We start from the raw sequence: 23409 nt of genomic DNA on the forward strand, positions 1-23409 counted from the left end.
CGCTTAAAAGTATTTCGTAATGGAGGCATGTGCAAAATTATCCATTTCATTAATCATCCGTACGGCAGAGTCGATAATGGGGTAAGCACAGATAGCTCCGGTTCCTTCCCCAAGTCGTAATCCTAAGCTCAATAATGGTTTAGCATGCATAGCTTCAAGTACCAATTTATGTCCTGTTTCATCTCCACAATGACTGAAAATTGCATAATCTAATACTTCGGGGTATAATTTGCCCGCAGCAAGAATACAATTAGTCATGATAAAGCCATCTACCAAGATGATCATTTTCAGTTCGGCAGCCTGCAACATGGAACCTACAGCCATTACCATTTCCAATCCGCCGAAATAGCGGATAATGTCACGGGGAGAATAATCACCTTTATAATTATCAAGAGATTGTTTCAATACTTCATATTTGTGACGGATACCTGCATTGTCCAGTCCACTGCCTGCGCCAACACATAATTCTAAAGGAATACCGGTGAAGCACGTCATCCACATGGAGGAAGAAGAAGTGTTTCCGATCCCCATTTCACCAAAACTGAGAACGTTGCTTCCTTCTGCATGGCAACAGCGTACGACTTCGGCTCCCCGTTCCAGACAGAGTTCCATTTCTTCTTCGGTCATGGCAGCTTCATGCAAATAATTCCGGGAGCTTCTACGCACTTTCATATCAATGATTCCTTTTTCGTAAGGCAGATCATAATCTACGCCTGCATCTACAATTTTTAAAGTAAAACCATGCTGGCGGCAGAGAAAATTTACTCCTGCGCCTCCATGAAGGAAATTACTGATCTGCTGCCAGGTTATTTCTTTAGGGGAAAGGCTGACGCCTTCTTCTACGATACCATGGTCGGCAGCAAAAATAATGTTTTGAGGATGTTGTAGTGCTGGGGTAAGTGTTTGCTGGATAAGCCCTATTTGTAATGCCAGTTCTTCCAAGGTTCCCAATGAACCTTTAGGTTTAGTCAGATTATTGATTTTATTGATAAGTGCCGGACGGATGGCGTTATCCGGAGTGGTGATATGAAATCTTTTCATTTTGATGATTTTGATATTATGACTGGAGCTGTCTTTATTTTATTTGCACGGGAATGCCGGATACCATCAATATGACTTTGTCCGCATTGGCAGCAATATATTGATTCATCCATCCCTGCATATCGGTAAATTTTCGTTGTATCTCATTATCAGAAGTGCCTCCCATTCCTATTTCGTTAGTCACAAAAAGAAAAGTAGCGTCCTGTGCCGTAAAGCGGTCAAATTCCGCTTTGGCAGCAATAAGTGCAAGATCTGTATTCGATTTCAGATCAAAAAAGAAATTAGTGCACCACAAAGTGACGCAATCTATCAGTATTATGCGTCCTTCCAAATTATGGAGACTAAGTTCTTTTTCCACCTCTATATTAATCCACTCCGGACCACGACGTTCTTGATGCCGGATAATCCGTTTGCGAAACTCCTCATCCCAAATCCGTGCTGTGGCAAGGTAAACAGGGTGGGGAGAGAGGCTGAGCGCTAATTTTTCAGCATACGTGCTTTTGCCCGAACGGGCTCCTCCGGTGATTAGTATAATTTCCTTCATGACGCTTGGATATTTTGCAGGGCAAATGTACACGAATTCTATGGTAGAGACAAGGAATATAATAAAAAATGGAGAAAACATTTGTCTTTTTCAGAAGGTTTTCATTATCTTTGCCACCGTTTTGATAGTGAAGGATTAAAAATCCGGTTTGCGGCAGTAGCTCAGTTGGTAGAGCATCAGCTTCCCAAGCTGAGGGTCACGAGTTCGAGTCTCGCTTGCCGCTCTGATAAATAAAAAGCAGCTACAGTAAATGTGGCTGCTTTTTATTTATATACTCAAAATACTATTTGAATTTCCAATAGATTTCCTTTAAAATTTGTACTTTTGCCGACTGTTTAAAAGAACTGAATGAAAACTTTAAAAGCAAAACAGAATGGCAGTAGAATTGAAAGACCTTACCAAACGCAGTGAGAACTATTCTCAGTGGTATAACGAGTTGGTGGTAAAAGCCGATTTGGCAGAACAATCGGCTGTGCGTGGCTGTATGGTGATAAAGCCTTACGGATACGCTATTTGGGAGAAGATGCAGCGTCAGTTGGACGATATGTTTAAGGAAACAGGACACGTGAACGCTTATTTCCCCTTACTGATTCCGAAATCATTCCTTAGCCGTGAAGCAGAACATGTAGAAGGTTTTGCCAAAGAGTGTGCCGTAGTAACGCACTATCGTTTGAAAAATGATCCGAATGGCGGTGGAGTGGTGGTTGACCCTGCTGCAAAGCTGGAAGAAGAGCTGATTATCCGCCCTACTTCCGAAACCATCATTTGGAATACCTATAAGAACTGGATTAATTCATATCGTGACCTTCCTATTCTGTGTAACCAATGGGCAAATGTATTCCGTTGGGAAATGCGTACCCGTCTGTTCCTGCGTACCGCAGAGTTTTTGTGGCAAGAAGGGCATACTGCCCATGCCACTCGTGAAGAGGCGGAAGAAGAAGCGGTAAGAATGCTGAATGTTTACGGCGAGTTTGCAGAGAAATATATGGCAGTACCTGTTGTAAAAGGAGTGAAGTCTGCCAATGAACGCTTCGCGGGTGCACTTAATACCTATACCATTGAAGCGATGATGCAGGATGGCAAGGCTTTGCAGAGTGGTACTTCTCATTTTCTCGGTCAGAACTTTGCCAAGGCGTTCGATGTACAGTTCGTCAATAAAGAAAATAAGATGGAATATGTATGGGCTACTTCCTGGGGCGTTTCTACCCGTTTGATGGGGGCTCTTATCATGACACATTCCGATGATAACGGTCTGGTATTGCCTCCGCATCTGGCTCCGATACAGGTAGTGATTGTTCCCATTTACAAGAATGCGGAGATGCTGTCGAAGATTGACGAGAAAGTGGCAGGTATTGTTGCAAAACTGAAGTCAATGGGAATTTCCGTGAAGTATGATAATGCCGACAATAAGCGTCCGGGATTCAAGTTTGCCGATTATGAAGTGAAAGGTGTACCTGTGCGCCTTGTAATGGGGGGACGTGATTTGGAAAATAGCACGATGGAAGTGATGCGTCGTGATACTCTGGAGAAAGAGACCCGTTCTTGCGAAGGTATTGAAGAGTACATAAAGGATTTACTTGAAGATATACAGGCAAACATTTATAAGAAAGCACTTGACTATCGCAATAGTCATATTGTCAGCGTGGACAGCTACGACGAATTCAAGGAAAAGATTGAAGAAGGTGGATTTATCTTGGCCCATTGGGACGGAACCACTGAGACGGAAGAGAAGATCAAGGAAGATACCAAGGCAACCATCCGCTGCATTCCGTTCGACTCTTTCATTCCGGGTGATAAAGAACCGGGAAAATGTATGGTTACCGGTAAACCGTCTGCTTGTCGCGTGATATTCGCACGCTCTTATTAATCAGGATCTTTTTATTTCTTGTACATAAGGATGTGGCTTGTATAGGCTACATCCTTTTTGTTTTATCATTTTTGTAACTTCTATCACATCATTTTGAAACAACTTTCCAACATTTTTGCAGTGTAAAAATAAAAGGAGAGTAGATTATGAAACTAAACAGAAAGGATTATACCGTAGAGGCGGCAGCCGGTGGCGGTTTTTTTGCTTATTTTATGAATAACATGTTGTGTAGCGCTTACGGTGAAACACCGGACGAAGCCTGCGAAAATCTGGAGCAGATTGTTGATGATTTTGTCAGTGATATGTATATGGTCGAGGAATTTGTCTGAAGTTTCGGTTCTATAATATACTGATAATTTCATCCTTTTTATGTATCAATTCCATAAATTCTCTTGAAGTCATGCCTGTGTGATGCCGGTGTGGCTTTTGTTTTAACTTATATCTGTACGGTAGGAGGCGGCTTGCTTGCAATGATAACGCAATTGTCATATTCCGTACACGTTCCTGTAACAATGAAGCGTGATATTTGCAACAACTAAAAATACAATGCTATGCGCTTACGTACTTTTTATTCTACGATTGTGCTATCTGATATTCATCTGGGCACATCAAATTCTAAGACTGTTGAGGTCAGCAATTTTCTGAAAACGGTGAATTGCCGCCGTTTGATATTGAATGGCGATATTATTGACGGATGGGCTCTAAAAAGAGGCGGTACTCGTAAATGGCAGGCAAAGCATACGGATTTCTTCAAAGTCATCATGAAGATGATGGAGAAACAGGGAACAGAGGTCATTTATATACGTGGAAATCATGATGACTTTCTGGACAGCCTTGCGCCGATGACTTTCTATAACATCAAGATAGTGAAGGAATTTATTCACGAGAGTCATGGTAAACGATACTATGTAACGCATGGAGATATTTTTGATACGGTGACTACCAAAATGAAATGGATGGCTCAATTGGGTGGAGTAGGCTATGACTTCTTGTTATGGGCAAACCGTATCTATAACAATTACCGCATGCAGCATGGGCTACCTTACTATTCCCTGTCACAAGCCATCAAACAAAAAGTGAAATCAGCAGTTTCCTACATCTCGGATTTTGAAAAAGAATTGGTGAAATTTGCACGGGCGCGCAAATGTGACGGAGTGATTTGCGGCCATATTCACCATCCTGCCAATACTTATTATGGCGATATTCACTATCTGAATTCCGGTGATTGGGTAGAAACACTTTCTGCTCTGACGGAAGATGAGAATGGTAATTGGGATATTGTCCGCTATGATGAGATGCAGATGGATGAGCATATTACCAATGTTCCGGTTGCCTCATAACCCATAATTAAAAACGTATAACCGATGAAGGTCCTTTTTATAGTTCAGGGAGAAGGTCGTGGACATCTCACCCAAGCAATCACCATGGAAGACTTGTTGCGTCGTAACGGTCATGAGGTTGTGGAAGTATTAGTCGGAAAAAGCAATTCACGCCGTTTGCCGGGTTTCTTCAACCGTAGTATTCAAGCACCGATAAAACGCTTTTTGAGCCCTAACTTCTTGCCCGCACCTGCCAATAAGCGGGTCAGTTTATCTCGCAGTGTGGCATATAATATTGTGAAGATACCTGCTTATGTAAAAAGCATGCACTATATACATACCCGTATTGAAGAAAGCGGTGCGGAGCTTGTTATTAACTTCTACGAATTGCTTACCGGATTGACTTATCTGTTTTACCATCCTTCCGTGCCTCAAATCAGTATAGGGCATCAGTATCTCTTTCTACATCGGGATTTCGAGTTTCCCGATAAGAACAGGTGCAGCCTGTGGTTTCTGCGCTTTTTCACCCGGCTCACTTGTTTGGGGGCAAAGGAAAAGCTGGCATTGTCTTTTCGCGAGATGGAAGATGACAGTGCGGCGCATATCCGTGTCGTACCACCATTGTTGCGCCGGGAAGTCCTTTCGTGCGAAGGCATGCGGGGAGATTATCTTCACGGTTATATGGTAAATGCAGGTTTCAGTGAAAATGTGAAGGGCTGGCACAGCATCCATCCAGAAGTGCCGCTTCATTTCTTTTGGGATAAACAGGATGAGGAGGAGGTTTGCCGGATTGACGATACGCTGAGTTTCCACCAGATTGATGATGTGAAATTTTTGCGTTACATGGCCGGATGCAAGGCTTATGCTACGACAGCAGGATTTGAGTCGGTTTGTGAGGCCATGTATTTGGGGAAGCCTTTATTGATGGTTCCCGTTCATATTGAACAGGACTGTAATGCTTATGATGCACTACGTACCGGTGTCGGAATCATTTCTGATGGATTTGATTTGGAACGATTGCTGGCATTTTCGGAGAATTATTTTCCAGACGTTACATTCAGGTATTGGGTGCGCAGTTGCGATCGGAGAATATTGCACAGTATAGAAACAACGGTGTCCTTGTCTCATTATCCTGTATCGGATTTTCCGTATTCGTATTGTAATATTTCCGACACCTCCTTGTAATTGGTGTTGCGTATTTTTGCCGGATAATTATTGATAAATAGAAAATGGTTAATAAAAAAAATGTATCGGAAGCATATATAGACCGCGATTTAAGCTGGATGTACTTCAACCACCGCATTTTGCAGGAGGCTACCAAAACGCAAGTCCCATTATTGGATAGATTGAGTTTTCTTGGTATTTATTCCAACAACCTTGATGAATTTTTCCGTGTCCGCATGGCTACCCTCAGCCGTATTACAGAGTGTGAAGACAGAAGTCTGCATGCCGCAAAAGAGCATGCACAAAAACTGATTAAGCAACTGAACAAGTTGAATAACAAGTATTCCAAAGAATATGAGCATGCTATTTACGAAGTAACTTGCCAGTTGCGGGAAGAAAATATTTGCTTGTTGAAAGAGGATGAACTGGATGAGGAACAACAAGAATTTGTCCGCCGGTTCTATCGGCAGAGGTTGAGTGGCTTTGTCAGTCCTGTCTGGTTGTCGGCTGTGAGGCAGTTGACGGATGAGACAGACGAGAATATTTATCTGGCGGCCAAGATGCAGGCATTCGGAAAGAAAAGTTTCGACTATGCTCTGATTGCGCTTCCTGTGACCGAATGCGGACGTTTTGTGCAATTGCCGGACAAAGACGGGAAAAGTTACCTGATGTATCTGGACGATGTAATCCGCTATTGCCTGCCAATGATTTTCTCCGGTTTGGACTATGTGTCTTTCAATGCTTATGCATTCAAGTTTACGAAGGATGCAGAGATGGAAATAGACAATGATCTCCGCAACGGCATGTTGCAGAAAATTTCCAAAGGTGTGAAAAGCCGTAAGCAGGGAGATGCACTGCGGGTGATTTATGATGCCGAAATGCCGAAGGATTTGCTGAGACGTGTTATGAATAAATTGAATTTGGGTAAGTTGGATACAGTCCAGGGCGGTGGGCGTTATCATAATCACAAGGATTTGATGTCTTTTCCCGATTGTGGACGCAGTGACCTGAAATATCCTGTATGGAAGCCGATTGTGAAGCCCGAATTGAATAGCGGCGAAAGTCTTTTGAAGTTGATACAGAAAGGAGACCGCTTCATTCATGTGCCTTATCATAGTTTTGATTACTACATTCGTGTGTTGCAGGAAGCTGCTATCAGTAAGGAGGTGAGAAGCATCAAAACTACCCTTTATCGTCTTGCCAAAGATTCAAAAGTAGTGAAGGCACTTATTTGTGCGGCCCGCAACGGTAAGAAAGTGACTGTTGTAATCGAGCTGTTGGCCCGTTTTGACGAAGCCTCCAACATCGGCTGGTCCAAGAAAATGCAGGATGCCGGCATTCACGTTATCTTTGGGGTGGAAGGACTAAAAGTACACTCTAAAATTACGCATATCAGCATGAGGACAGGGAATGACATTGCCTGCATCAGTACCGGAAATTTCCATGAAGGCAATGCCCGTATGTACACGGACTGCATGCTGATGACTGCTGCCCGCAACGTGGTGCATGAAGTGAATACTGTGTTTGCTTTCATCGAGAAACCATATGCACCCGTTCACTTCAAAGAGCTCCTGGTATCTCCCAATGAAATGAAGCAGAAGTTCATCAAATTGATAAATGAGGAAATCAAGAATAAGCAAGCCGGTAAACCTGCATACATCCGTATAAAGATCAACCATATTACCGATGCCGTTATGGTGAAGAAGCTTTATGAGGCGTCTGCCAACGGAGTTGCTGTCGATTTGCTGGTACGTGGCAATTGTTCTTTGATGACGGGAATTCCCGGCCTGAGTGATACGATCCGTATAAACGGCATTATAGACCGTTATCTTGAGCATTCGCGCATCTTTATTTTTGCGGCAGGCGGAGAGAACAGAACTTTCATCGGTTCGGCGGACTGGATGCCGCGTAATCTGGATAACAGGGTCGAAGTGGTTACTCCTGTATATGATCCGCAAATCAAAGAAGACCTGTGGAGAGTCATAGACTTCGGGCTGAGGGACAATTGTCAGGGGTGTATAGTGGATGGAACCGGCGAAAACCATCCTTGGGTGACGGGCAGTGAGGAAGCTTTCCGTTCGCAGGAAGAACTTTATAAGAATTATAATTTGTGATTTATGGATAAATGTTATGCAGCCATTGACATTGGCTCCAATGCCGTGCGGCTATTGATCAAGAAAGTTAAGGATGACGAGAATTTAGTCAGTAAACGTCTTGACAAGGCAATGCTTCTTCGTGTACCTTTGCGTTTGGGCTTTGATGTTTTCTCTTTGGGAGAGGTTTCTGATACAAAGGCGGTTAAGCTGCGCAGGTTGATGAAGGCCTTCCGCCAATTGATGAAAATCTATGAGGTGACGGATTATCGTGCCTGTGCCACTTCGGCCATGCGCGATGCCAAGAATGGAAAAAACATCATCAAGAAGATTCTGCAGGATACGGGTATTGATATTGAGGTTATCGACGGCCAGGAAGAAGCGCGCATGATTTACAACAATCATGTGGAGTGCCTGGAAGACCGTACCGGGAATTATATATATGTGGATGTAGGCGGTGGCAGTACAGAAATAAACCTTCTGGCTAATGGAGAATTAATACAGTCTCTTTCCTATAATATAGGTACGGTTAGGATGCTGAGCAATGCCGTAAAGGAAGAAAGTTGGCAGCAGATGAAAGATGACCTTTCCCGGCTGACTGCTGATTTCCAAAGCATCAATATCATCGGTTCGGGTGGAAACATCAACAAGCTCTATCGTCTCGCCGACAAGAAAGATAAGAAGGAGCAACGTTTGCCTGTTTCGTCTTTGCGGTCCTTATATGATGTCTTGCAGCCTCTTACACCGGAACAACGCATGCAAGAATTCAATTTGAAAGCGGACCGTGCGGATGTAATCGTACCTGCCGCCGAGATATTTCTGGCGATTGCCGGTATCGTCAAAGCCGAATATGTGCATGTACCTATTATCGGTCTGGCAGATGGTATCATTGATAATCTCTATGCCAAGACTCTGTCCGTGGAAGTCAGGTAGAAAACCTGCAAGATATTAATGATAAAATCCTTTGATACAGGTAGAAAACCTCAAAGGTATTTGATGCAATCTCTGTTCGCAGTGCGCGAACGGATAAACGCACGGCTCGGATATATATTCGGGCCGTGTGAATACATATCCGCAGCGTACGGACGGATTATATAGTTTACTTTATCTTCTTTCCCGTTTGGATTGTGCTTCAGGAAGTGTACTGTCATGCATTTCAGTCAAATGGTTTTTGTCGGTAGAGGGAACGGAAGCACGCTTTCCGGTTTGCCGGTCTTTTAGTCTTTTGAGTTTCCACCTGTTCCAGAATAGCAGTTCATTCCATTTATTGAAGTCTTTCTTGAAGATGATGCCGATACCTTGAGTGGTAAGATTGGTGCGAGTATAATAACGGTTGTTTGTTTCGTTGTACGCTTTCAGACGGATATCTCCGGAGCGATTGACAAGCCACTCTGCTTCAAAATCACCCACAAAGTTCGTGTTTGCCAACGGATTGTCCCTATAACCGAAGTTACCGTTGATAAGCAAGCGGTTGTTCAGTAATTGTCCGGAAAGAATTCCTTCAAACTCAACATCCGTCCAGCCTTTTTCACCGGTACTGAAATTGGTTCCGACATTCCAGTTATTATTGTTGATGATGTGCGAAAGGGCGTTGTTCAGTTGCCCGGAAAGAATGGAGGAAATTCCGCTGGACATCATATTTGAGTTCTGTGCGGCATCTGCGTACTCGGAAGTATAGAACTTTCCTATTCCTAACAGGTATAGTATCTGCATGTTCATTTGCTCCTCCGTGGGAATGTAGTTGCGTACGATAGCTTGCACTTCTTCGCGCTCATTGGGAAGCTCGATGCCCAATTTGATGTCTGGAGAGGTTAACTGTCCGGTCAGGTTCATTATACAGTTTACTTTGACGCTGGTCTGCCCCATAAAAGTGTTGTCCGTCGTGATGCTGCTGGGCATCAGGTCGTTCAAGGAAGCAGAGTTCACGGTATAGCTGGCCTGTATGTCAAGGTTGGCATCAAGAGGATTTCCATTGAAGGCAATGGTACTTCCATTTTTTATGGTAAAGTCTTTGCGGATAACTTCCTGCAAACTGAATTTATAGACTCCTTGACTGATACGGTAGCTGCCAAACATCTTCACATCTCCTTTGTTGAAGAACTCCGTACGTATGTTTCCGTTTCCCCGTCCGCTGATATAATCACCTGCAATGGGGTCCATGATAATTTTCATGGTGGCATCGGGAGTGGCATCTACCAGAAGATTCAGCCGGATGTCTGTGTCACTTTCTTTTTCTTCCCTTTCTTCATTCTCTTTCTGGGCGATTTCATAGTCGGAAAGCCGGATGGAATCTTGCACGGCACGGCGTGGTGTCTTATCCACAAACTTGATAAACTGGGTACTGGTTGCAGTAGATATGTTGTCTTTTATATAGGTGAAATTTGTATTACGATTAGTGGTCATTGCTACATCTATATTTACTCCATCCAATGCATTTCCGGCAATTGTGGCATTTCCGGTTCCATAGACTGTACCGTAGAATGGAAAGTCGGGAGACTCTTTGGTGTTCATTATCAGCATATTGTTGACATTGAAATTGAAACGGTATTCCAAATTCTTGAAATGCCGGTAATGGAGATAGCCGTTCATTCTGCCTTGATGGCCTTGAGTATCAAATATACGGTTGTTCTTGAAAGTCAATCCGTCAGGTTCAATATAAATGCTATCTTTTACAGAAAACGTGGTATTCAGCACATCAACTTTCATAGAGGCATCACCGAGTACACGTCCTTTCATTGTCAGTTCTTTGAATTTCCCGTAGAAATGCACTTGTCCGGTGGCGCGGCCATTAAATTCAGGAGTAATGCTGCTCATGAAGTAATGTATGAATTTCAAATTGGTATTTTCTGCTTCAATCTGGAGGTCAAGCGCGCTGGTAGGCTTGATGGGATAGACATAGCCATGGACATGACTTTTCGCAATGTTCTCTTCATGGATGTGGGCATCCAGATAGATACCTTTTACATCATGATGCCATTCTCCATGAATATTGGCGTCTCCGAGGACTCCTTCGTTCAATCCAAGATTGCGAATAAGCAAATCTGTGCTCATGACCGGCTTATCAAGTACACCGCTGGCAAAGGCGGGGCCTGTAGCTTCTCCTTTGAAGTTTACGCCCAAATCAGCAATGTCGAATACATATCCGATATTGATATCCTGCAAGTCGAGGCGTACCGTGTCTTGCGGTTCTTTGGATATTGTGCCGTTAATGTGCAGGTAGCGTTCTTTATGACTGAAATTGAAATTATTTATATGTATCTTTCCTGAATCAAGTATTACTTGTGAAGGGTGTATTTCCCATAAGGTATCATTCAGGATAATGTCGGTAGGCCGGATATCGACTATCGTCTTTAATGGAGATATTCCTTTTCTACCGGCATTTTCCGTATTCTGCTGACGGATGAAGCGGGCAACTGCAGCCAATTTTCCACTATAAGTAGCAGCATTATTATTGCCCCAATTTAAAGTAGTTTGAACACTGTCTTTTTGTGCCTGTGCTTCTAAAGCTATATTGACGGAACCATCCGGTTTTCGGTCTGTGAAACGCAGCCGTGCATGAAACCGGTCACCGGGATTCTCACAGAGCACCATTCCTGATTCTATAAATTTTTCTCCGTATCGCAGGCGGGGAAAATAGCCCTCTACACGGAGACGACGGGCCTTATCATTGAAATATCCCTTGACGGTGGAATGGGTATATACTTTTATGGGTATCTGAAAAATGGCGGATAACAATTCCGTATCATAAATATGTAAATCAAAGTTGAAGTTGTTTTCCGTTACCGTCATCTTTTTGTCCGGTAAGATTAATGCGGGGATGTAGCGTCGCATGATATTCAATACGCTGGCGGGTAGGGTACGGTAAGAATAATCTCCTTCAATGCTTCCTTGCAGAAAACTGGAAATGATGCTCAAACGTTTCTGATGCCCGTCTTCCCGAGTCGCTGCAATTTTCAGGTTATTCAAGAAATATTGCTTGTCCGGCGCATTGTATTGAAGACTGTCAATATTGATTTCACCATTCATTTCATCAATGGAGCCTCCGGTAAAGTCCGCCTTTATTTTTACAGATATCTCAGTATCTTTGTGTTTAGGAGTTAGATGGAGGTTGTGAGGACGGATATTATTGATGCTTGCAAGAAAATTGAAGGTAGGTACTCGGCTTGCTGTATTGATGGTTCCATTCAGTTTGACTGATCCATTTTCATCATCCAACGCCAGTTTTCCGGTGAAACCGCCTTGCTTGTACTCTCCGTCCAGAATGATATTTTCATAATTATAATTGCTGTAATCTATGGAGGCTACCAATCCCTTCAATGTGATGGATGGATATTGCTTTTTGTAGTGGCTGCCATTGACATCCAGATTGAATGTCACTTTGCCGAATTTATCATTCCCCAACATCCTACCCAATTCGAATTCTTCTGTTTTTACAGCCCCTGAATAGGCAAAAGAATCTTTTTCTTTATTTGAGCTTAGCTTGACGTCAGTCTTGATTGTACCGATGTCTGTCCGTACTTCTCCATACGTAACAAGGTCCGTGAAATAACCGGATATCTCTCCACGGAATGAAACGGTTCCTAAATGTTGCAGGACAGAAGGGACCCCATCAAAATTCTTGCTTAGATTTCTGACAAAGAAAGCAATTCCTTCAGGATCGACATACAGGTTTGACAAATTGCCGAAGATATAAGTATCTTCCGGTCGGGATAAATCTTGCAATGATATGTCTCCCTTCAAATGGAAGTGATTTCCGGCAGAGATGGCAAGATGTGGGCAATTCAGTTGATTGATGGTTCCGTTTGTCTCAACTTCCACTTGCAACTTTTCTTTGAATGAACAGAAAGCCGGAACAAAGGCCGACAAGTCTTGCAATGCAATTTCGGAGGGCAGCATGCGGAAAGCAAAATGTACGTTGTGGGTAAAGTTATTGAAAGCCTCCAAACTGTTGTATTTCATTCGGATGGTGTCCATGGTTAGTGAAGTATGTGGAAGATCAATGAAGAAGTTCTCTATTTTCATCTGCCGGCTGTTGCCTACAACTTTCAGACTTAATTTCTTTAATTCAAATCCGGAATTTTCCTCCTCAATACTCATGCGTTTGATGGCAGCGTTAATGGAGTCATTCTGTAAAGCTTTCAGTGAGATGTTGGCTATGATATTCCGTAAACGGATATGATGAGAATTGAATTTTCCGGGAGTTTCCTTTTCAGAACGGACATCATAAGATACTTTTCCTCGGCGTATCAACAGGGAATTGATGCGGAGGTCAAGGTCGTTTTTTTTCTGTACTGTGTCTTTTGCAGCAAAAGTGTCGAGAATGAATTGATAATTGGGCTTATCCTGAAGAGTCTTTTTCTCTAAATTAATATTGAAGCCGAATAGTTGCACGTTGCTGATAGATATTTTGCCGTTGAATAACGGAAGAAGATCGAATTTGGCCGAGAGGCGGGTTACTTTCAACATTTCTCTGCCAGTCTGGTCATTCAGCAGCAAGTCGTCAACTATTATACGATTCAGCAATCCCATATCTATTCTCCTGACAGTGACTTTACTTCTTAATATAGAGGTCAGTTCCTTTGAAACAAGCATTGAAATTTTATCCTGAACATAAGGAATGTTCAGTAATAAAATAATACCGATATATAGTCCCAATATAATACCGAGTACCCAACGTACTGTCTTTTTTAGCTTTCTGATAAGCGGTGAATTTTATAATTAGCCAACAAAAATAGGAAATAATACGTTATACTCCTTACTTTTATAAATGAAACTTTCGTTTTAAGTTTTCGACAGATAAGAAAAAGCTTCTCCATAAATGTTACGTAGCGACACAGCTTTGAGTAATAATAAGTATTTTAAATGGAAAATTTGCATTGAAATCACACTTTATCACTATTTTTGCAGAGTTTAAATGTAAGTAATCACTATGAGTACAATAATTTTAGGAATAGAATCCTCTTGTGATGATACCTCTGCGGCAGTCATCAAAGATGGTTATCTGCTATCGAATGTAGTGGCCAGCCAAGCGGTGCATGAAGCATACGGTGGTGTAGTGCCTGAATTAGCTTCTCGCGCACACCAACAAAATATAGTTCCGGTAGTACATGAAGCGTTGAAGCGCGCTGGGGTGACTAAAGAAGAATTGAGTGCCGTAGCTTTTACACGTGGTCCAGGTTTGATGGGGTCTTTATTGGTAGGTGTGTCGTTTGCTAAAGGATTTGCTCGTTCCTTAAATATACCAATGATTGATGTTAATCATTTGACTGGACATGTTTTGGCTCATTTTATTAAAGCTGAAGGTGAAGATAATATACAGCCGGGATTTCCTTTTCTTTGTTTGTTGGTTTCTGGTGGAAACTCTCAGATAATCTTGGTAGAAGCCTATAATGATATGAAAATTTTGGGGCAGACTATTGATGATGCCGCCGGTGAAGCTATCGACAAATGCTCTAAAGTGATGGGATTGGGATATCCTGGAGGTCCGATTATTGATAAGTTGGCACGTCAGGGTAATCCGAAAGCCTTTACATTCAGCAAGCCGCATATTCCGGGACTGAATTACAGTTTTAGTGGATTAAAGACGTCATTTCTTTATTCTTTACGCGATTGGATGAAGGAAGATCCCGATTTTATAGAGCATCATAAGACCGATTTGGCGGCTTCATTGGAGGCAACAATAGTGGAGATCTTGATGGATAAATTACGTAAGGCTGCCAAACAATACAAGATAAAGGAAGTTGCAGTTGCCGGAGGAGTTTCTGCAAATAATGGACTGCGCAATGCATTTCGAGATCATGCGGAGAAATATGGATGGAATATTTTTATTCCGAAATTCAGTTATACAACCGATAATGCTGCCATGATTGCCATTACAGGTTATTTCAAATTTTTGGATAAAGACTTTTGTCCGATGGAAGCTCCGGCATATTCACGTGTAACTTTGAAATAAGAAGAAATAGATTTGGGAGCATTATTTACAACAATTGATATGAAACTGGAAGAAGAAATAGGAGAGTTGTTAAAAGCAAAGAATTTATCTCTTTCTACCGCAGAAAGCTGTACAGGAGGCGGGATTGCTGCTTTGATAACCTCCATTCCCGGAAGTTCGGAATATTTCAATGGTGGAATTGTCGCTTATTCCAATGAAGTGAAAATGTCTTTGCTCCACGTCTCTGTCGAAACTTTGGAAAAACATGGCGCCGTGAGTCGTGAAACTGTGATAGAAATGGCAAAAGGTGCGATGAAAACGTTGAAAACTGATTGTGCTATCGCCACTTCCGGAATTGCAGGACCTGGAGGAGGTACTCCGGAAAAGCCTGTAGGCACTGTGTGGATTGCTGCTGCTTATAAAGATGAAATTATATCTATGAAGCAGGAGGGAAATTTAGGAAGAACGGGAAATGTGCAAAAAGCTATCCAAAACGCACTTATCATGCTTCGTAATAGACTGAAATGAGGAAAAAATGCTATCATACAATGAATTATTTTATGAAAAACTTGTTTGGTAACTATAAAAGTGCTTACTTTGCGCTCTGTTTGAAATAGGCATAAAAGAAAACTATAAAAATTAAGATAGAAATGTCAAAGATTTGTCAAATTACCGGAAAGAAGGCCATGATTGGCAACAATGTTTCACACTCAAAGAGAAGAACTAAAAGAACCTTTGATTTGAACTTGTTTAACAAAAAGTTCTATTATGTAGAACAGGATTGTTGGATTAGTCTTAGCATTTGCGCTAACGGCTTACGCATTATTAATAAGAAAGGACTGGACGCTGCTTTAAAAGATGCAGTAGCTAACGGTTATTGTGATTGGAAAAGCATTAAAGTTATTGGCTAAAAAGTAGGAGAATACTGATTATGGCAAAGAAAGCAAAAGGTAACAGAGTACAGGTGATTCTGGAATGCACAGAACACAAGGATAGCGGTATGCCGGGAACTTCTCGTTATATTACAACGAAGAATAGAAAGAATACCACAGAGAGATTGGAGTTGAAAAAATATAATCCGATCCTGAAGAGAGTGACAGTACATAAAGAAATTAAATAATAAAGCATAACCCATGGCAAAGAAAACAGTAGCAAGTTTGCACGAAGGATCTAAAGAAGGTCGTTCTTATACTAAGGTTATCAAAATGGTAAAGTCTCCGAAAACCGGTGCTTACATCTTTGATGAGCAAATGGTACAAAATGAAAAAGTGCAAGATTTTTTTAAGAAATAAATGAAGATAAAGCCTCTATGGCTATCAATATCTTAATAAATCCCTTTATCGGATAAGCCGATAAGGGGATTTATTTTTAAAAAGAGGACGAAGTTTTTATTATTCGTCAGTTTTGTTATATCTTTGCGATAATAATGTATTGTACAAACAATTAGAGTATGGGATTTTTTAGTTTTTTCTCAAAAGAAAAGAAGGAAACTTTAGATAAAGGATTATCTAAGACGAAAGAAAGTGTATTTGGCAAGATTGCTCGCACTGTGGCAGGAAAGTCAAAAGTAGATGATGAAGTTCTGGATAATCTGGAAGAAGTATTAATAACTTCGGATGTGGGGGTAGAAACTACACTGAAAATTATTGGACGTATAGAGAAGCGCGCTGCAGCCGAAAAATATATGAATGCTCAGGAACTGAATATGATTCTGCGCGATGAAATCGCAGCTTTACTTACGGAGAATAATTCTAAAGATGTGGATGATTTTGAAGCGCCAATAATGAAGAAACCTTACGTTATTATGGTGGTTGGCGTGAATGGCGTGGGGAAAACTACAACAATTGGTAAATTAGCCTATCAATTTAAGAAAGCCGGTAAATCTGTTTATTTGGGAGCGGCTGATACATTTCGTGCTGCCGCTGTGGAGCAATTAATGATTTGGGGCGAACGGGTGGGAGTGCCTGTCGTAAAACAAAAAATGGGAGCGGATCCCGCTTCTGTTGCATTTGATACATTAAGTTCTGCGGTGGCTAACAATGCTGATGTGGTGATTATTGATACAGCCGGTCGTCTCCATAACAAAGTCGGTTTGATGAATGAGTTGACTAAGATTAAGAATGTAATGAAGAAGGTTGTGTCTGATGCTCCTGATGAAGTACTACTTGTCTTGGATGGTTCTACCGGGCAAAATGCTTTCGAACAAGCGCGTCAGTTTACTTTAGCAACAGAAGTTACTGCTATGGCTGTTACCAAACTGGATGGTACGGCGAAAGGTGGTGTTGTCATTGGCATATCCGATCAATTTAAGATTCCAGTCAAATACATCGGTTTGGGCGAAGGAATGGAAGACTTGCAGGTGTTCCGTAAGGTAGAATTTGTTGATTCACTGTTTGGAGGGAATGCATGAAAAGAAAAACTATAGATATCATCACTTTGGGGTGTTCTAAAAATTTGGTGGATTCCGAACATTTAATGCGTCAATTAGAAGGGGTGGGTTATCATGTGACACACGATTCTGAACATCCGAAAGGGCAAATTGCAGTGATTAATACCTGTGGTTTCATCGGTGATGCAAAGGAAGAATCCATTAATATGATATTGGAATTTGCACAAGCCAAGGAAGCGGGAGATTTGGAGAAACTTTATGTTATGGGATGCCTTTCAGAACGCTATTTGAAAGAACTGGCTGTTGAAATTCCGCAAGTTGATAAATTTTATGGTAAATTTAACTGGAAAGAATTGTTGCAGGATTTAGGCAAGGCTTATCATGACGAATTGCACATTGAGCGTACTCTAACGACTCCTAAGCATTATGCTTATTTGAAAATTTCAGAAGGGTGTGACCGAAAATGTTCGTATTGTGCCATTCCCATTATTACCGGAAAGCATGTATCTCGTCCAATGGAGGAGATTCTGGATGAAGTGAAATATCTGGTAGCAGAGGGAGTAAAAGAATTTCAGGTTATAGCACAGGAATTGACTTATTATGGGGTGGATTTATATAAAAAGCAAATGCTTCCTGAGCTGATAGAACATATTTCCGAGATTCCGGGAGTAGAATGGATACGTTTGCATTATGCTTATCCGGCACATTTTCCAATGGAGTTGTTCCGTGTAATGAGGGAACGTTCCAATGTTTGTAAATATATGGATATTGCTTTGCAGCATATCAGTGATAATATGCTTATGAGGATGCGGCGGCATGTTACTAAAGCGGAGACGTATCAGTTGATAGAAAAATTCCGCAATGAAGTGCCCGGTATACATTTACGTACTACTCTTATGGTAGGGTATCCAGGAGAGACAGAGGCTGATTTTGAAGAATTGAAGGATTTTGTACACAAGGTTCGCTTTGATAGAATGGGAGCCTTTGCATATTCGGAAGAGGAAGGAACCTATGCAGCGGCGACTTATGAGGATTCTGTGCCTCAGGAGGTAAAACAGAAACGATTGGATGATTTGATGACTATTCAGCAAGGAATTTCAGCAGAATTAAGTACTGCAAAGATAGGGAAGCGAATGAAGGTCATAATAGATCGTTTAGAAGGTGATTATTATGTGGGACGTACGGAGTTTGATTCTCCGGAAGTGGATCCTGAAGTCTTGATTAAGCGTAAAGATAAGGATTTGCTTATTGGTAACTTTTACCAGACAGAGATTATTAATTCCGATGATTTCGATCTTTTTGGACAGATTGTTTAAATGTTTTTTTTCTGAATCACTTGTGTATGTGGTGAAAATTTGCTAATATAGCACCGTAGTTCAAATAAAAAGCCTGTATTTTGAATAACAAAGAGTTTACTTCTGAATTGTCACGAAAGTTGGGGTATACATTAAAAGATACCTCTGAGTTAGTTGCATCTTTACTGTCGGATATGACGCGGCAGTTGGAGGAAGGGAACATTGTATCCGTGCAAGGGTTTGGTACATTTGAAGTGAAGAAAAAGGCGGAACGCATATCTGTTAATCCAAATACAAAACAACGTATGCTGGTTCCTCCCAAGTTGGTGTTGACATATAAGCCAAGTACATTATTGAAAGACAAGTTTAAATGAGTTGTCCTTTATTTCATAAATTATGAATGAAAAGTTAAACATACAGGACTTGATAGATATGCTGGCAGAAAAGCATGGCATGAGCAAAAAGAATGCTGATAGTTTTGTGAAAGAATTTTTTCTGCTGATTGAAGAATCATTGGAGAAAGACAAGTATGTGAAGATTAAAGGGCTGGGTACTTTTAAGTTGATTGATGTAGAAAGTCGCGAAAGTGTCAATGTTAATACGGGAGAGAGATTTGAGATACAAGGGCATACTAAGGTGTCTTTCACTCCGGAACCTACTTTAAAGGATATTATTAATAAACCGTTCTCGCATTTTGAAACAGTTGTTTTAAATGATAGTACGGTACTTGAAGATACTCCTCTTGAAAATGAAGAAGAAGATGAGATGTCTGAGGTAAAAGAGCCCGTAACTGATGACAGAAAGGAGTATCCTGCGGTGATATCTGAAAAAGATAATTTTGAAGATGAGATACTGCCACAGTTTGTGGAGGAAGCAGAAGTAGATGTTACGAAAAAAAAACAGATTCTCCTACTGATTCATCTGCCATGAAATATTTTGTTGGTATAGTTGTTTTCGTTGTAATATTGTGTGGAGGTACTGTCATTTTCATGTATTATCCGGATTTGCTGAATACAATTTCATCTTCTAAAACTTCATCAAAAGAAACTGTTGAATCCGAAACGGATAAACGTGATAATATGCTGCTTTTGACAGATAGTTCTGATGTGGTAAATGTTATTGGGAAAACAGATACTGTGATTGAAAATCTTGATGCGTACCCGAAGCCAAAACAAGATATTTCGGAAGAAAATGTATCGCAGCCTATACTAAAGAAAGAGCAAAAGAAGAAGACTACTGTTCCATTTGAACCGGACTCTGTCGGCTATACAATTGTTGGTACGGAAACTACTTATACTATCAAAGAAGGAGAGACATTGACGAAAGTTGCTCTCCGCTTTTATGGAACAAAGGCATTATGGCCATATATTGTGAAGCATAATCCGGAAGTAATCAAGAATCCGGATAATGTGCCATTTGGTACTACTATCAAGATACCTAAATTGGCAAAGAGGCAGTAAAAAAATACTGCTTCTTTTTTGTTTAAATACTAAACTCTATGAAAGTAATTTAATCTAAAAGGTTTCGCATTGTTTTTTAATAAAAATTAGTTGGTATGGTTAATTTATTCCCGTATTTTTGGGAGCGAAAAGTAATTGCTGGTGCAGGACCAGATAAATATGAAAATTAAACATTAAAAATATATTGATTTATGGCTGAAACAATTGATATTCGTGAATTGAACGAGCGAATTGAGAAACAGAGTGCTTTCGTTACCAATCTTACCACAGGCATGGACCAGGTTATCGTAGGTCAAAAACATTTGGTGGAGTCGTTGCTAATAGGTCTGTTATCTGACGGACATGTGTTGCTGGAAGGTGTGCCCGGATTAGCGAAAACATTAGCTATCAAAACATTGTCTTCTTTGATTGATGCACAGTACAGTCGTGTTCAATTTACACCGGATTTGTTGCCGGCCGATGTTATTGGTACAATGGTTTACAGTCAGAAAGACGAGACATTTCAAGTGAAGAAAGGTCCCGTTTTTGCTAATTTTGTTTTGGCTGATGAGATTAACCGTGCTCCGGCCAAAGTACAGAGCGCTTTGCTGGAAGCCATGCAGGAACGACAAGTTACTATCGGTAAAGAAACATTCAAATTGCCTGAACCGTTTCTTGTACTTGCTACGCAAAATCCGATTGAACAGGAAGGTACTTATCCATTACCTGAAGCACAAGTAGATCGTTTTATGCTGAAAGTAGTCATTGATTATCCGAAATTAGAGGAAGAAAAGCTGATCATCCGTCAGAATATTAATGGAGAAAAGCTCAATGTGAGGCCAATTCTGAATGCGAATGAAATTATCGAAGCCCGCAAAGTTGTTCGTCAGGTTTACTTGGATGAAAAAATAGAGAAATATATTGTTGATATAGTGTTTGCTACGCGTTATCCGGATAAATATGATTTGAAAGAACTGAAGGAGATGATAGGATTTGGCGGTTCACCGCGTGCATCTATTAATTTAGCATTGGCTGCCCGCAGTTATGCATTCATTAAGCGTCGTGGTTATGTTATTCCAGAGGATGTTCGTGCCGTAGCACATGATGTATTACGTCATCGTATTGGTTTGACTTATGAGGCAGAAGCCAGTAACATGACTTCGGATGAAATCATCAGTAAAATATTGAATAAGGTTGAAGTGCCTTAAAGTATTGTATCAGTATCTTCGATTCATGACACCAAGTGCGAATTCTCACATATATAAATGTGAGAGGCTGCGATTGCAATTATGAGGCGATGTTGTTTAAGTGTAATTTTAACGGTTCTTATTCATATATTTAATGGAAACAACTGATTTATTAAAGAAGGTTCGTCAGATTGAAATAAAGACGCGCGGATTATCCAACAATATTTTTGCCGGGCAGTATCATTCAGCCTTTAAGGGTAGAGGTATGGCATTTTCCGAAGTGCGTGAGTATCAGTTTGGCGATGATATACGAGACATTGATTGGAATGTGACTGCGCGCTTCAATAAGCCTTATGTGAAGGTATTTGAAGAAGAACGTGAACTGACCGTAATGTTATTGGTAGATGTTTCCGGTAGTTTGGAATTTGGTACGATAAAGCAAATGAAGAAAGACATGGTGACTGAGATAGCTGCAACTTTGGCTTTTTCCGCCATCCAAAATAATGATAAGATCGGTGTAATCTTCTTCTCGGATCGGATTGAAAAGTTCATTCCCCCAAAGAAAGGACGTAAACATATACTTTACATCATTCGTGAGTTGATAGACTTTCATGCAGAAAGTCGCAGAACAAATATTTGCCTTGGATTGGAATATCTGACTAATGTGATGAAACGCCGTTGTACGGCTTTTGTCTTGTCTGACTTTATTGATCAGAAAAGTTTTAAAAGTGCTATGACCATTGCTAATCGCAAACATGATGTGGTTGCTATTCAGATTTATGATCGTCGCGTAGAAGATCTTCCGGCCATAGGTTTGATGAAGATTAAGGATGCCGAAACGGGACATGAACAGTGGATTGACACTTCTTCGCATGCAGTGCGCCGGGCTCACCATGATTGGTGGGTGAATAAGCAGATGGAACTGAATGAAACATTTACAAAAAGTAATGTGGATAATGTGTCTGTACGTACAGATCAGGATTATGTCAAGGCATTGATGAATTTGTTTGCGAAACGAAATTAATCGGAAAATGAAAAGATTATTACTTCTGATAACACTGTTAGTAGCAGTAATGGGCAGAATGTCAGCCCAGTCGGTAACGGTAGATGCGACTATTGACTCGCTGCAAATCCTCGTCGGGGAGCAGGCGAAGATAAAGCTTCAAGTTGCATTGGATGCTGGAAAGCGCGCTATATTCCCTGTATATACCGACACATTAATACATGGAGTAGAAATTATTGATGTGGCTAAACCAGATACACAGTTATTGAATGATGGTCGGCGTTCATTGATTACCCAAGAATATACAGTTACATCTTTTGACTCTGCTCTTTATTACTTGCCGCCAATGGAAGTTATGGTGGACAACAAACTTTATCGTTCCAAAGCATTGGCATTAAAAGTATATTCTATGCCTGTGGATACCTTGCATCCCGATCAGTTTTTTGGTCCTAAAACGGTGATGCAAGTTCCATTTATGTGGGAAGACTGGTATGTTGCGATTGCGTGTGTATTATTATTTGTTCCTTTTCTTTTGCTGCTTATCTATTTTGTTAAACGAATACGTGACAATAAGCCAATTATTCGCAAGGTAAAAGTTGAACCCAAATTACCACCTCATCAATTGGCAATGCAAGAAATTGAACGTATTAAAAATGAGAAGGCTTGGCAAAAAGGATTATCGAAGGAGTATTATACGGAATTGACGGATGCTATTCGTATATATATTAAAGAACGTTTTGGCTTTAATGCTTTGGAGATGACATCTTCTGAAATTATAGATAAGTTATTGGAAATTAACGATAAAGGAGCAATTTCAGATTTACGTGAATTGTTCTGGACTGCTGATTTGGTAAAATTCGCCAAGCACAATCCAATGATGAATGAAAATGATGCTAACTTGATTAATGCCATTGACTTTATTAATGAAACAAAAATGGAAGAGGATCAGAATGTGAAACCTCAGCCTACTGAGATTACTATTATTGAAAAACGTTCGTTACGTACTAAAATATTGCTCGGCGCAAGCATTGTGTTATTGGCTGCTGTTCTTATTGGTTCGCTGATATACATAAGTTTGGAGTTATACAATTATTTTGCTTAGAATGACTCAATTTAAATAGTAATAGTTAAATCGTA

General features: G+C 40.8%; 20 protein-coding genes, 1 tRNA gene and 1 pseudogene. 19 read left to right on the forward strand and 3 right to left on the reverse strand.

Annotated features, from left to right (window positions below):
- Nucleotides 1-3 precede the first annotated feature (3 nt).
- Nucleotides 4-1041: a nicotinate-nucleotide--dimethylbenzimidazole phosphoribosyltransferase gene (cobT, locus tag BACHE_RS11195; protein WP_013547821.1), complete on the reverse strand. Its 1038-nt coding sequence runs from the start codon at nt 1039-1041 to the stop codon at nt 4-6.
- Between the two features lie 34 nt (nt 1042-1075).
- Entirely contained in the window at nt 1076-1585 is a 510-nt protein-coding gene (gene cobU, locus BACHE_RS11200; RefSeq protein WP_041579810.1) for a bifunctional adenosylcobinamide kinase/adenosylcobinamide-phosphate guanylyltransferase, read from the reverse strand.
- Between the two features lie 150 nt (nt 1586-1735).
- Between cobU and BACHE_RS11205 the strand changes: the two genes are divergently transcribed.
- The 7 genes from BACHE_RS11205 (at nt 1736) to BACHE_RS11235 (ending at nt 8961) form a co-directional block, all read left to right on the forward strand.
- Nucleotides 1736-1808 (forward strand) — tRNA-Gly (locus BACHE_RS11205).
- Nucleotides 1809-1958: 150 nt separating this feature from the next.
- Nucleotides 1959-3452 (forward strand): proline--tRNA ligase, encoded by a 1494-nt coding sequence (gene proS, locus BACHE_RS11210; RefSeq protein WP_013547823.1) that lies wholly within the window; start codon nt 1959-1961, stop codon nt 3450-3452.
- A 146-nt stretch (nt 3453-3598) separates the two neighbouring features.
- Nucleotides 3599-3781 carry a hypothetical protein gene (locus BACHE_RS11215; RefSeq protein WP_013547824.1) on the forward strand — a complete coding sequence of 61 codons (183 nt, stop codon included), beginning with the start codon at nt 3599-3601 and terminating at the stop codon, nt 3779-3781.
- Nucleotides 3782-4003: 222 nt separating this feature from the next.
- Complete coding sequence (locus tag BACHE_RS11220; RefSeq protein WP_013547825.1) at nt 4004-4792, forward strand: UDP-2,3-diacylglucosamine diphosphatase; 789 nt, start codon at nt 4004-4006, stop codon at nt 4790-4792.
- A gap of 24 nt (nt 4793-4816) precedes the next feature.
- On the forward strand, nt 4817-5956 hold the full coding sequence (locus tag BACHE_RS11225) for a glycosyltransferase family protein (protein WP_013547826.1): 1140 nt from the start codon (nt 4817-4819) through the stop codon (nt 5954-5956).
- Between the two features lie 44 nt (nt 5957-6000).
- On the forward strand, nt 6001-8049 hold the full coding sequence (locus BACHE_RS11230; protein ID WP_013547827.1) for an RNA degradosome polyphosphate kinase: 2049 nt from the start codon (nt 6001-6003) through the stop codon (nt 8047-8049).
- Between the two features lie 3 nt (nt 8050-8052).
- Complete coding sequence (locus BACHE_RS11235) at nt 8053-8961, forward strand: Ppx/GppA phosphatase family protein (RefSeq protein WP_013547828.1); 909 nt, start codon at nt 8053-8055, stop codon at nt 8959-8961.
- 171 nt (nt 8962-9132) lie between these two features.
- Here the strand turns inward: BACHE_RS11235 and BACHE_RS11240 are convergent, their stop codons facing one another.
- Nucleotides 9133-13620: a translocation/assembly module TamB domain-containing protein gene (locus BACHE_RS11240; protein WP_013547829.1), complete on the reverse strand. Its 4488-nt coding sequence runs from the start codon at nt 13618-13620 to the stop codon at nt 9133-9135.
- 337 nt (nt 13621-13957) lie between these two features.
- Between BACHE_RS11240 and tsaD the strand changes: the two genes are divergently transcribed.
- From tsaD to BACHE_RS11295, 12 genes and pseudogenes are all read left to right on the forward strand, one after another.
- Nucleotides 13958-14980, forward strand: a complete 1023-nt coding sequence (gene tsaD / locus BACHE_RS11245) for a tRNA (adenosine(37)-N6)-threonylcarbamoyltransferase complex transferase subunit TsaD (RefSeq protein ID WP_013547831.1) — start codon at nt 13958-13960, stop codon at nt 14978-14980.
- Between the two features lie 39 nt (nt 14981-15019).
- The gene (locus BACHE_RS11250; protein WP_013547832.1) at nt 15020-15487 is read left to right on the forward strand and encodes a CinA family protein; all 468 of its coding nucleotides are present in this window, start codon (nt 15020-15022) and stop codon (nt 15485-15487) included.
- A 122-nt stretch (nt 15488-15609) separates the two neighbouring features.
- Nucleotides 15610-15870 (forward strand): 50S ribosomal protein L28, encoded by a 261-nt coding sequence (gene rpmB / locus BACHE_RS11255; protein WP_013547833.1) that lies wholly within the window; start codon nt 15610-15612, stop codon nt 15868-15870.
- Between the two features lie 20 nt (nt 15871-15890).
- On the forward strand, nt 15891-16079 hold the full coding sequence (rpmG, locus tag BACHE_RS11260) for a 50S ribosomal protein L33 (protein WP_002560155.1): 189 nt from the start codon (nt 15891-15893) through the stop codon (nt 16077-16079).
- 13 nt (nt 16080-16092) lie between these two features.
- On the forward strand, nt 16093-16251 hold the full coding sequence (locus BACHE_RS17080) for a DUF4295 domain-containing protein (protein ID WP_013547834.1): 159 nt from the start codon (nt 16093-16095) through the stop codon (nt 16249-16251).
- A gap of 158 nt (nt 16252-16409) precedes the next feature.
- Nucleotides 16410-17369 carry a signal recognition particle-docking protein FtsY gene (gene ftsY, locus BACHE_RS11265; protein WP_013547835.1) on the forward strand — a complete coding sequence of 320 codons (960 nt, stop codon included), beginning with the start codon at nt 16410-16412 and terminating at the stop codon, nt 17367-17369.
- The gene (rimO, locus tag BACHE_RS11270) at nt 17366-18664 is read left to right on the forward strand and encodes a 30S ribosomal protein S12 methylthiotransferase RimO (protein WP_013547836.1); all 1299 of its coding nucleotides are present in this window, start codon (nt 17366-17368) and stop codon (nt 18662-18664) included. The genes ftsY and rimO overlap by 4 nt, the downstream gene beginning before the upstream one ends.
- 80 nt (nt 18665-18744) lie before the next feature.
- Nucleotides 18745-19017: an HU family DNA-binding protein gene (locus BACHE_RS11275; RefSeq protein ID WP_013547837.1), complete on the forward strand. Its 273-nt coding sequence runs from the start codon at nt 18745-18747 to the stop codon at nt 19015-19017.
- Nucleotides 19018-19039: 22 nt separating this feature from the next.
- Nucleotides 19040-20103, forward strand: a pseudogene (locus tag BACHE_RS11280) (HU family DNA-binding protein).
- Between the two features lie 191 nt (nt 20104-20294).
- Nucleotides 20295-21290 (forward strand): AAA family ATPase, encoded by a 996-nt coding sequence (locus tag BACHE_RS11285; protein WP_013547838.1) that lies wholly within the window; start codon nt 20295-20297, stop codon nt 21288-21290.
- Between the two features lie 133 nt (nt 21291-21423).
- A complete protein-coding gene (locus tag BACHE_RS11290) occupies nt 21424-22293 on the forward strand; it encodes a DUF58 domain-containing protein (RefSeq protein WP_013547839.1) in 870 nt (289 codons plus the stop codon).
- A 7-nt stretch (nt 22294-22300) separates the two neighbouring features.
- Complete coding sequence (locus tag BACHE_RS11295; protein WP_013547840.1) at nt 22301-23374, forward strand: hypothetical protein; 1074 nt, start codon at nt 22301-22303, stop codon at nt 23372-23374.
- Nucleotides 23375-23409 lie beyond the last annotated feature (35 nt).

It is taken from the genome of Bacteroides helcogenes P 36-108 (assembly GCF_000186225.1).
GTDB lineage: Bacteria > Bacteroidota > Bacteroidia > Bacteroidales > Bacteroidaceae > Bacteroides > Bacteroides helcogenes.

Bases quoted from the DNA above. Each gene is read 5' to 3' on its own strand.
- BACHE_RS11290 (WP_013547839.1), top strand. From the start codon at position 21,424: ATGGAAACAACTGATTTATTAAAGAAGGTTCGTCAGATTGAAATAAAG.
- BACHE_RS11220 (WP_013547825.1), top strand. From the start codon at position 4,004: ATGCGCTTACGTACTTTTTATTCTACGATTGTGCTATCTGATATTCAT.
- BACHE_RS11215 (WP_013547824.1), top strand. From the start codon at position 3,599: ATGAAACTAAACAGAAAGGATTATACCGTAGAGGCGGCAGCCGGTGGC.
- cobT (WP_013547821.1), bottom strand. From the start codon at position 1,041: ATGAAAAGATTTCATATCACCACTCCGGATAACGCCATCCGTCCGGCA.
- BACHE_RS11230 (WP_013547827.1), top strand. From the start codon at position 6,001: ATGGTTAATAAAAAAAATGTATCGGAAGCATATATAGACCGCGATTTA.
- rimO (WP_013547836.1), top strand. From the start codon at position 17,366: ATGAAAAGAAAAACTATAGATATCATCACTTTGGGGTGTTCTAAAAAT.
- BACHE_RS11240 (WP_013547829.1), bottom strand. From the start codon at position 13,620: ATGCTTGTTTCAAAGGAACTGACCTCTATATTAAGAAGTAAAGTCACT.
- rpmG (WP_002560155.1), top strand. From the start codon at position 15,891: ATGGCAAAGAAAGCAAAAGGTAACAGAGTACAGGTGATTCTGGAATGC.
- proS (WP_013547823.1), top strand. From the start codon at position 1,959: ATGGCAGTAGAATTGAAAGACCTTACCAAACGCAGTGAGAACTATTCT.
- BACHE_RS11235 (WP_013547828.1), top strand. From the start codon at position 8,053: ATGGATAAATGTTATGCAGCCATTGACATTGGCTCCAATGCCGTGCGG.
- BACHE_RS17080 (WP_013547834.1), top strand. From the start codon at position 16,093: ATGGCAAAGAAAACAGTAGCAAGTTTGCACGAAGGATCTAAAGAAGGT.
- BACHE_RS11285 (WP_013547838.1), top strand. From the start codon at position 20,295: ATGGCTGAAACAATTGATATTCGTGAATTGAACGAGCGAATTGAGAAA.
- BACHE_RS11225 (WP_013547826.1), top strand. From the start codon at position 4,817: ATGAAGGTCCTTTTTATAGTTCAGGGAGAAGGTCGTGGACATCTCACC.
- ftsY (WP_013547835.1), top strand. From the start codon at position 16,410: ATGGGATTTTTTAGTTTTTTCTCAAAAGAAAAGAAGGAAACTTTAGAT.
- rpmB (WP_013547833.1), top strand. From the start codon at position 15,610: ATGTCAAAGATTTGTCAAATTACCGGAAAGAAGGCCATGATTGGCAAC.
- cobU (WP_041579810.1), bottom strand. From the start codon at position 1,585: ATGAAGGAAATTATACTAATCACCGGAGGAGCCCGTTCGGGCAAAAGC.
- BACHE_RS11295 (WP_013547840.1), top strand. From the start codon at position 22,301: ATGAAAAGATTATTACTTCTGATAACACTGTTAGTAGCAGTAATGGGC.
- tsaD (WP_013547831.1), top strand. From the start codon at position 13,958: ATGAGTACAATAATTTTAGGAATAGAATCCTCTTGTGATGATACCTCT.
- BACHE_RS11250 (WP_013547832.1), top strand. From the start codon at position 15,020: ATGAAACTGGAAGAAGAAATAGGAGAGTTGTTAAAAGCAAAGAATTTA.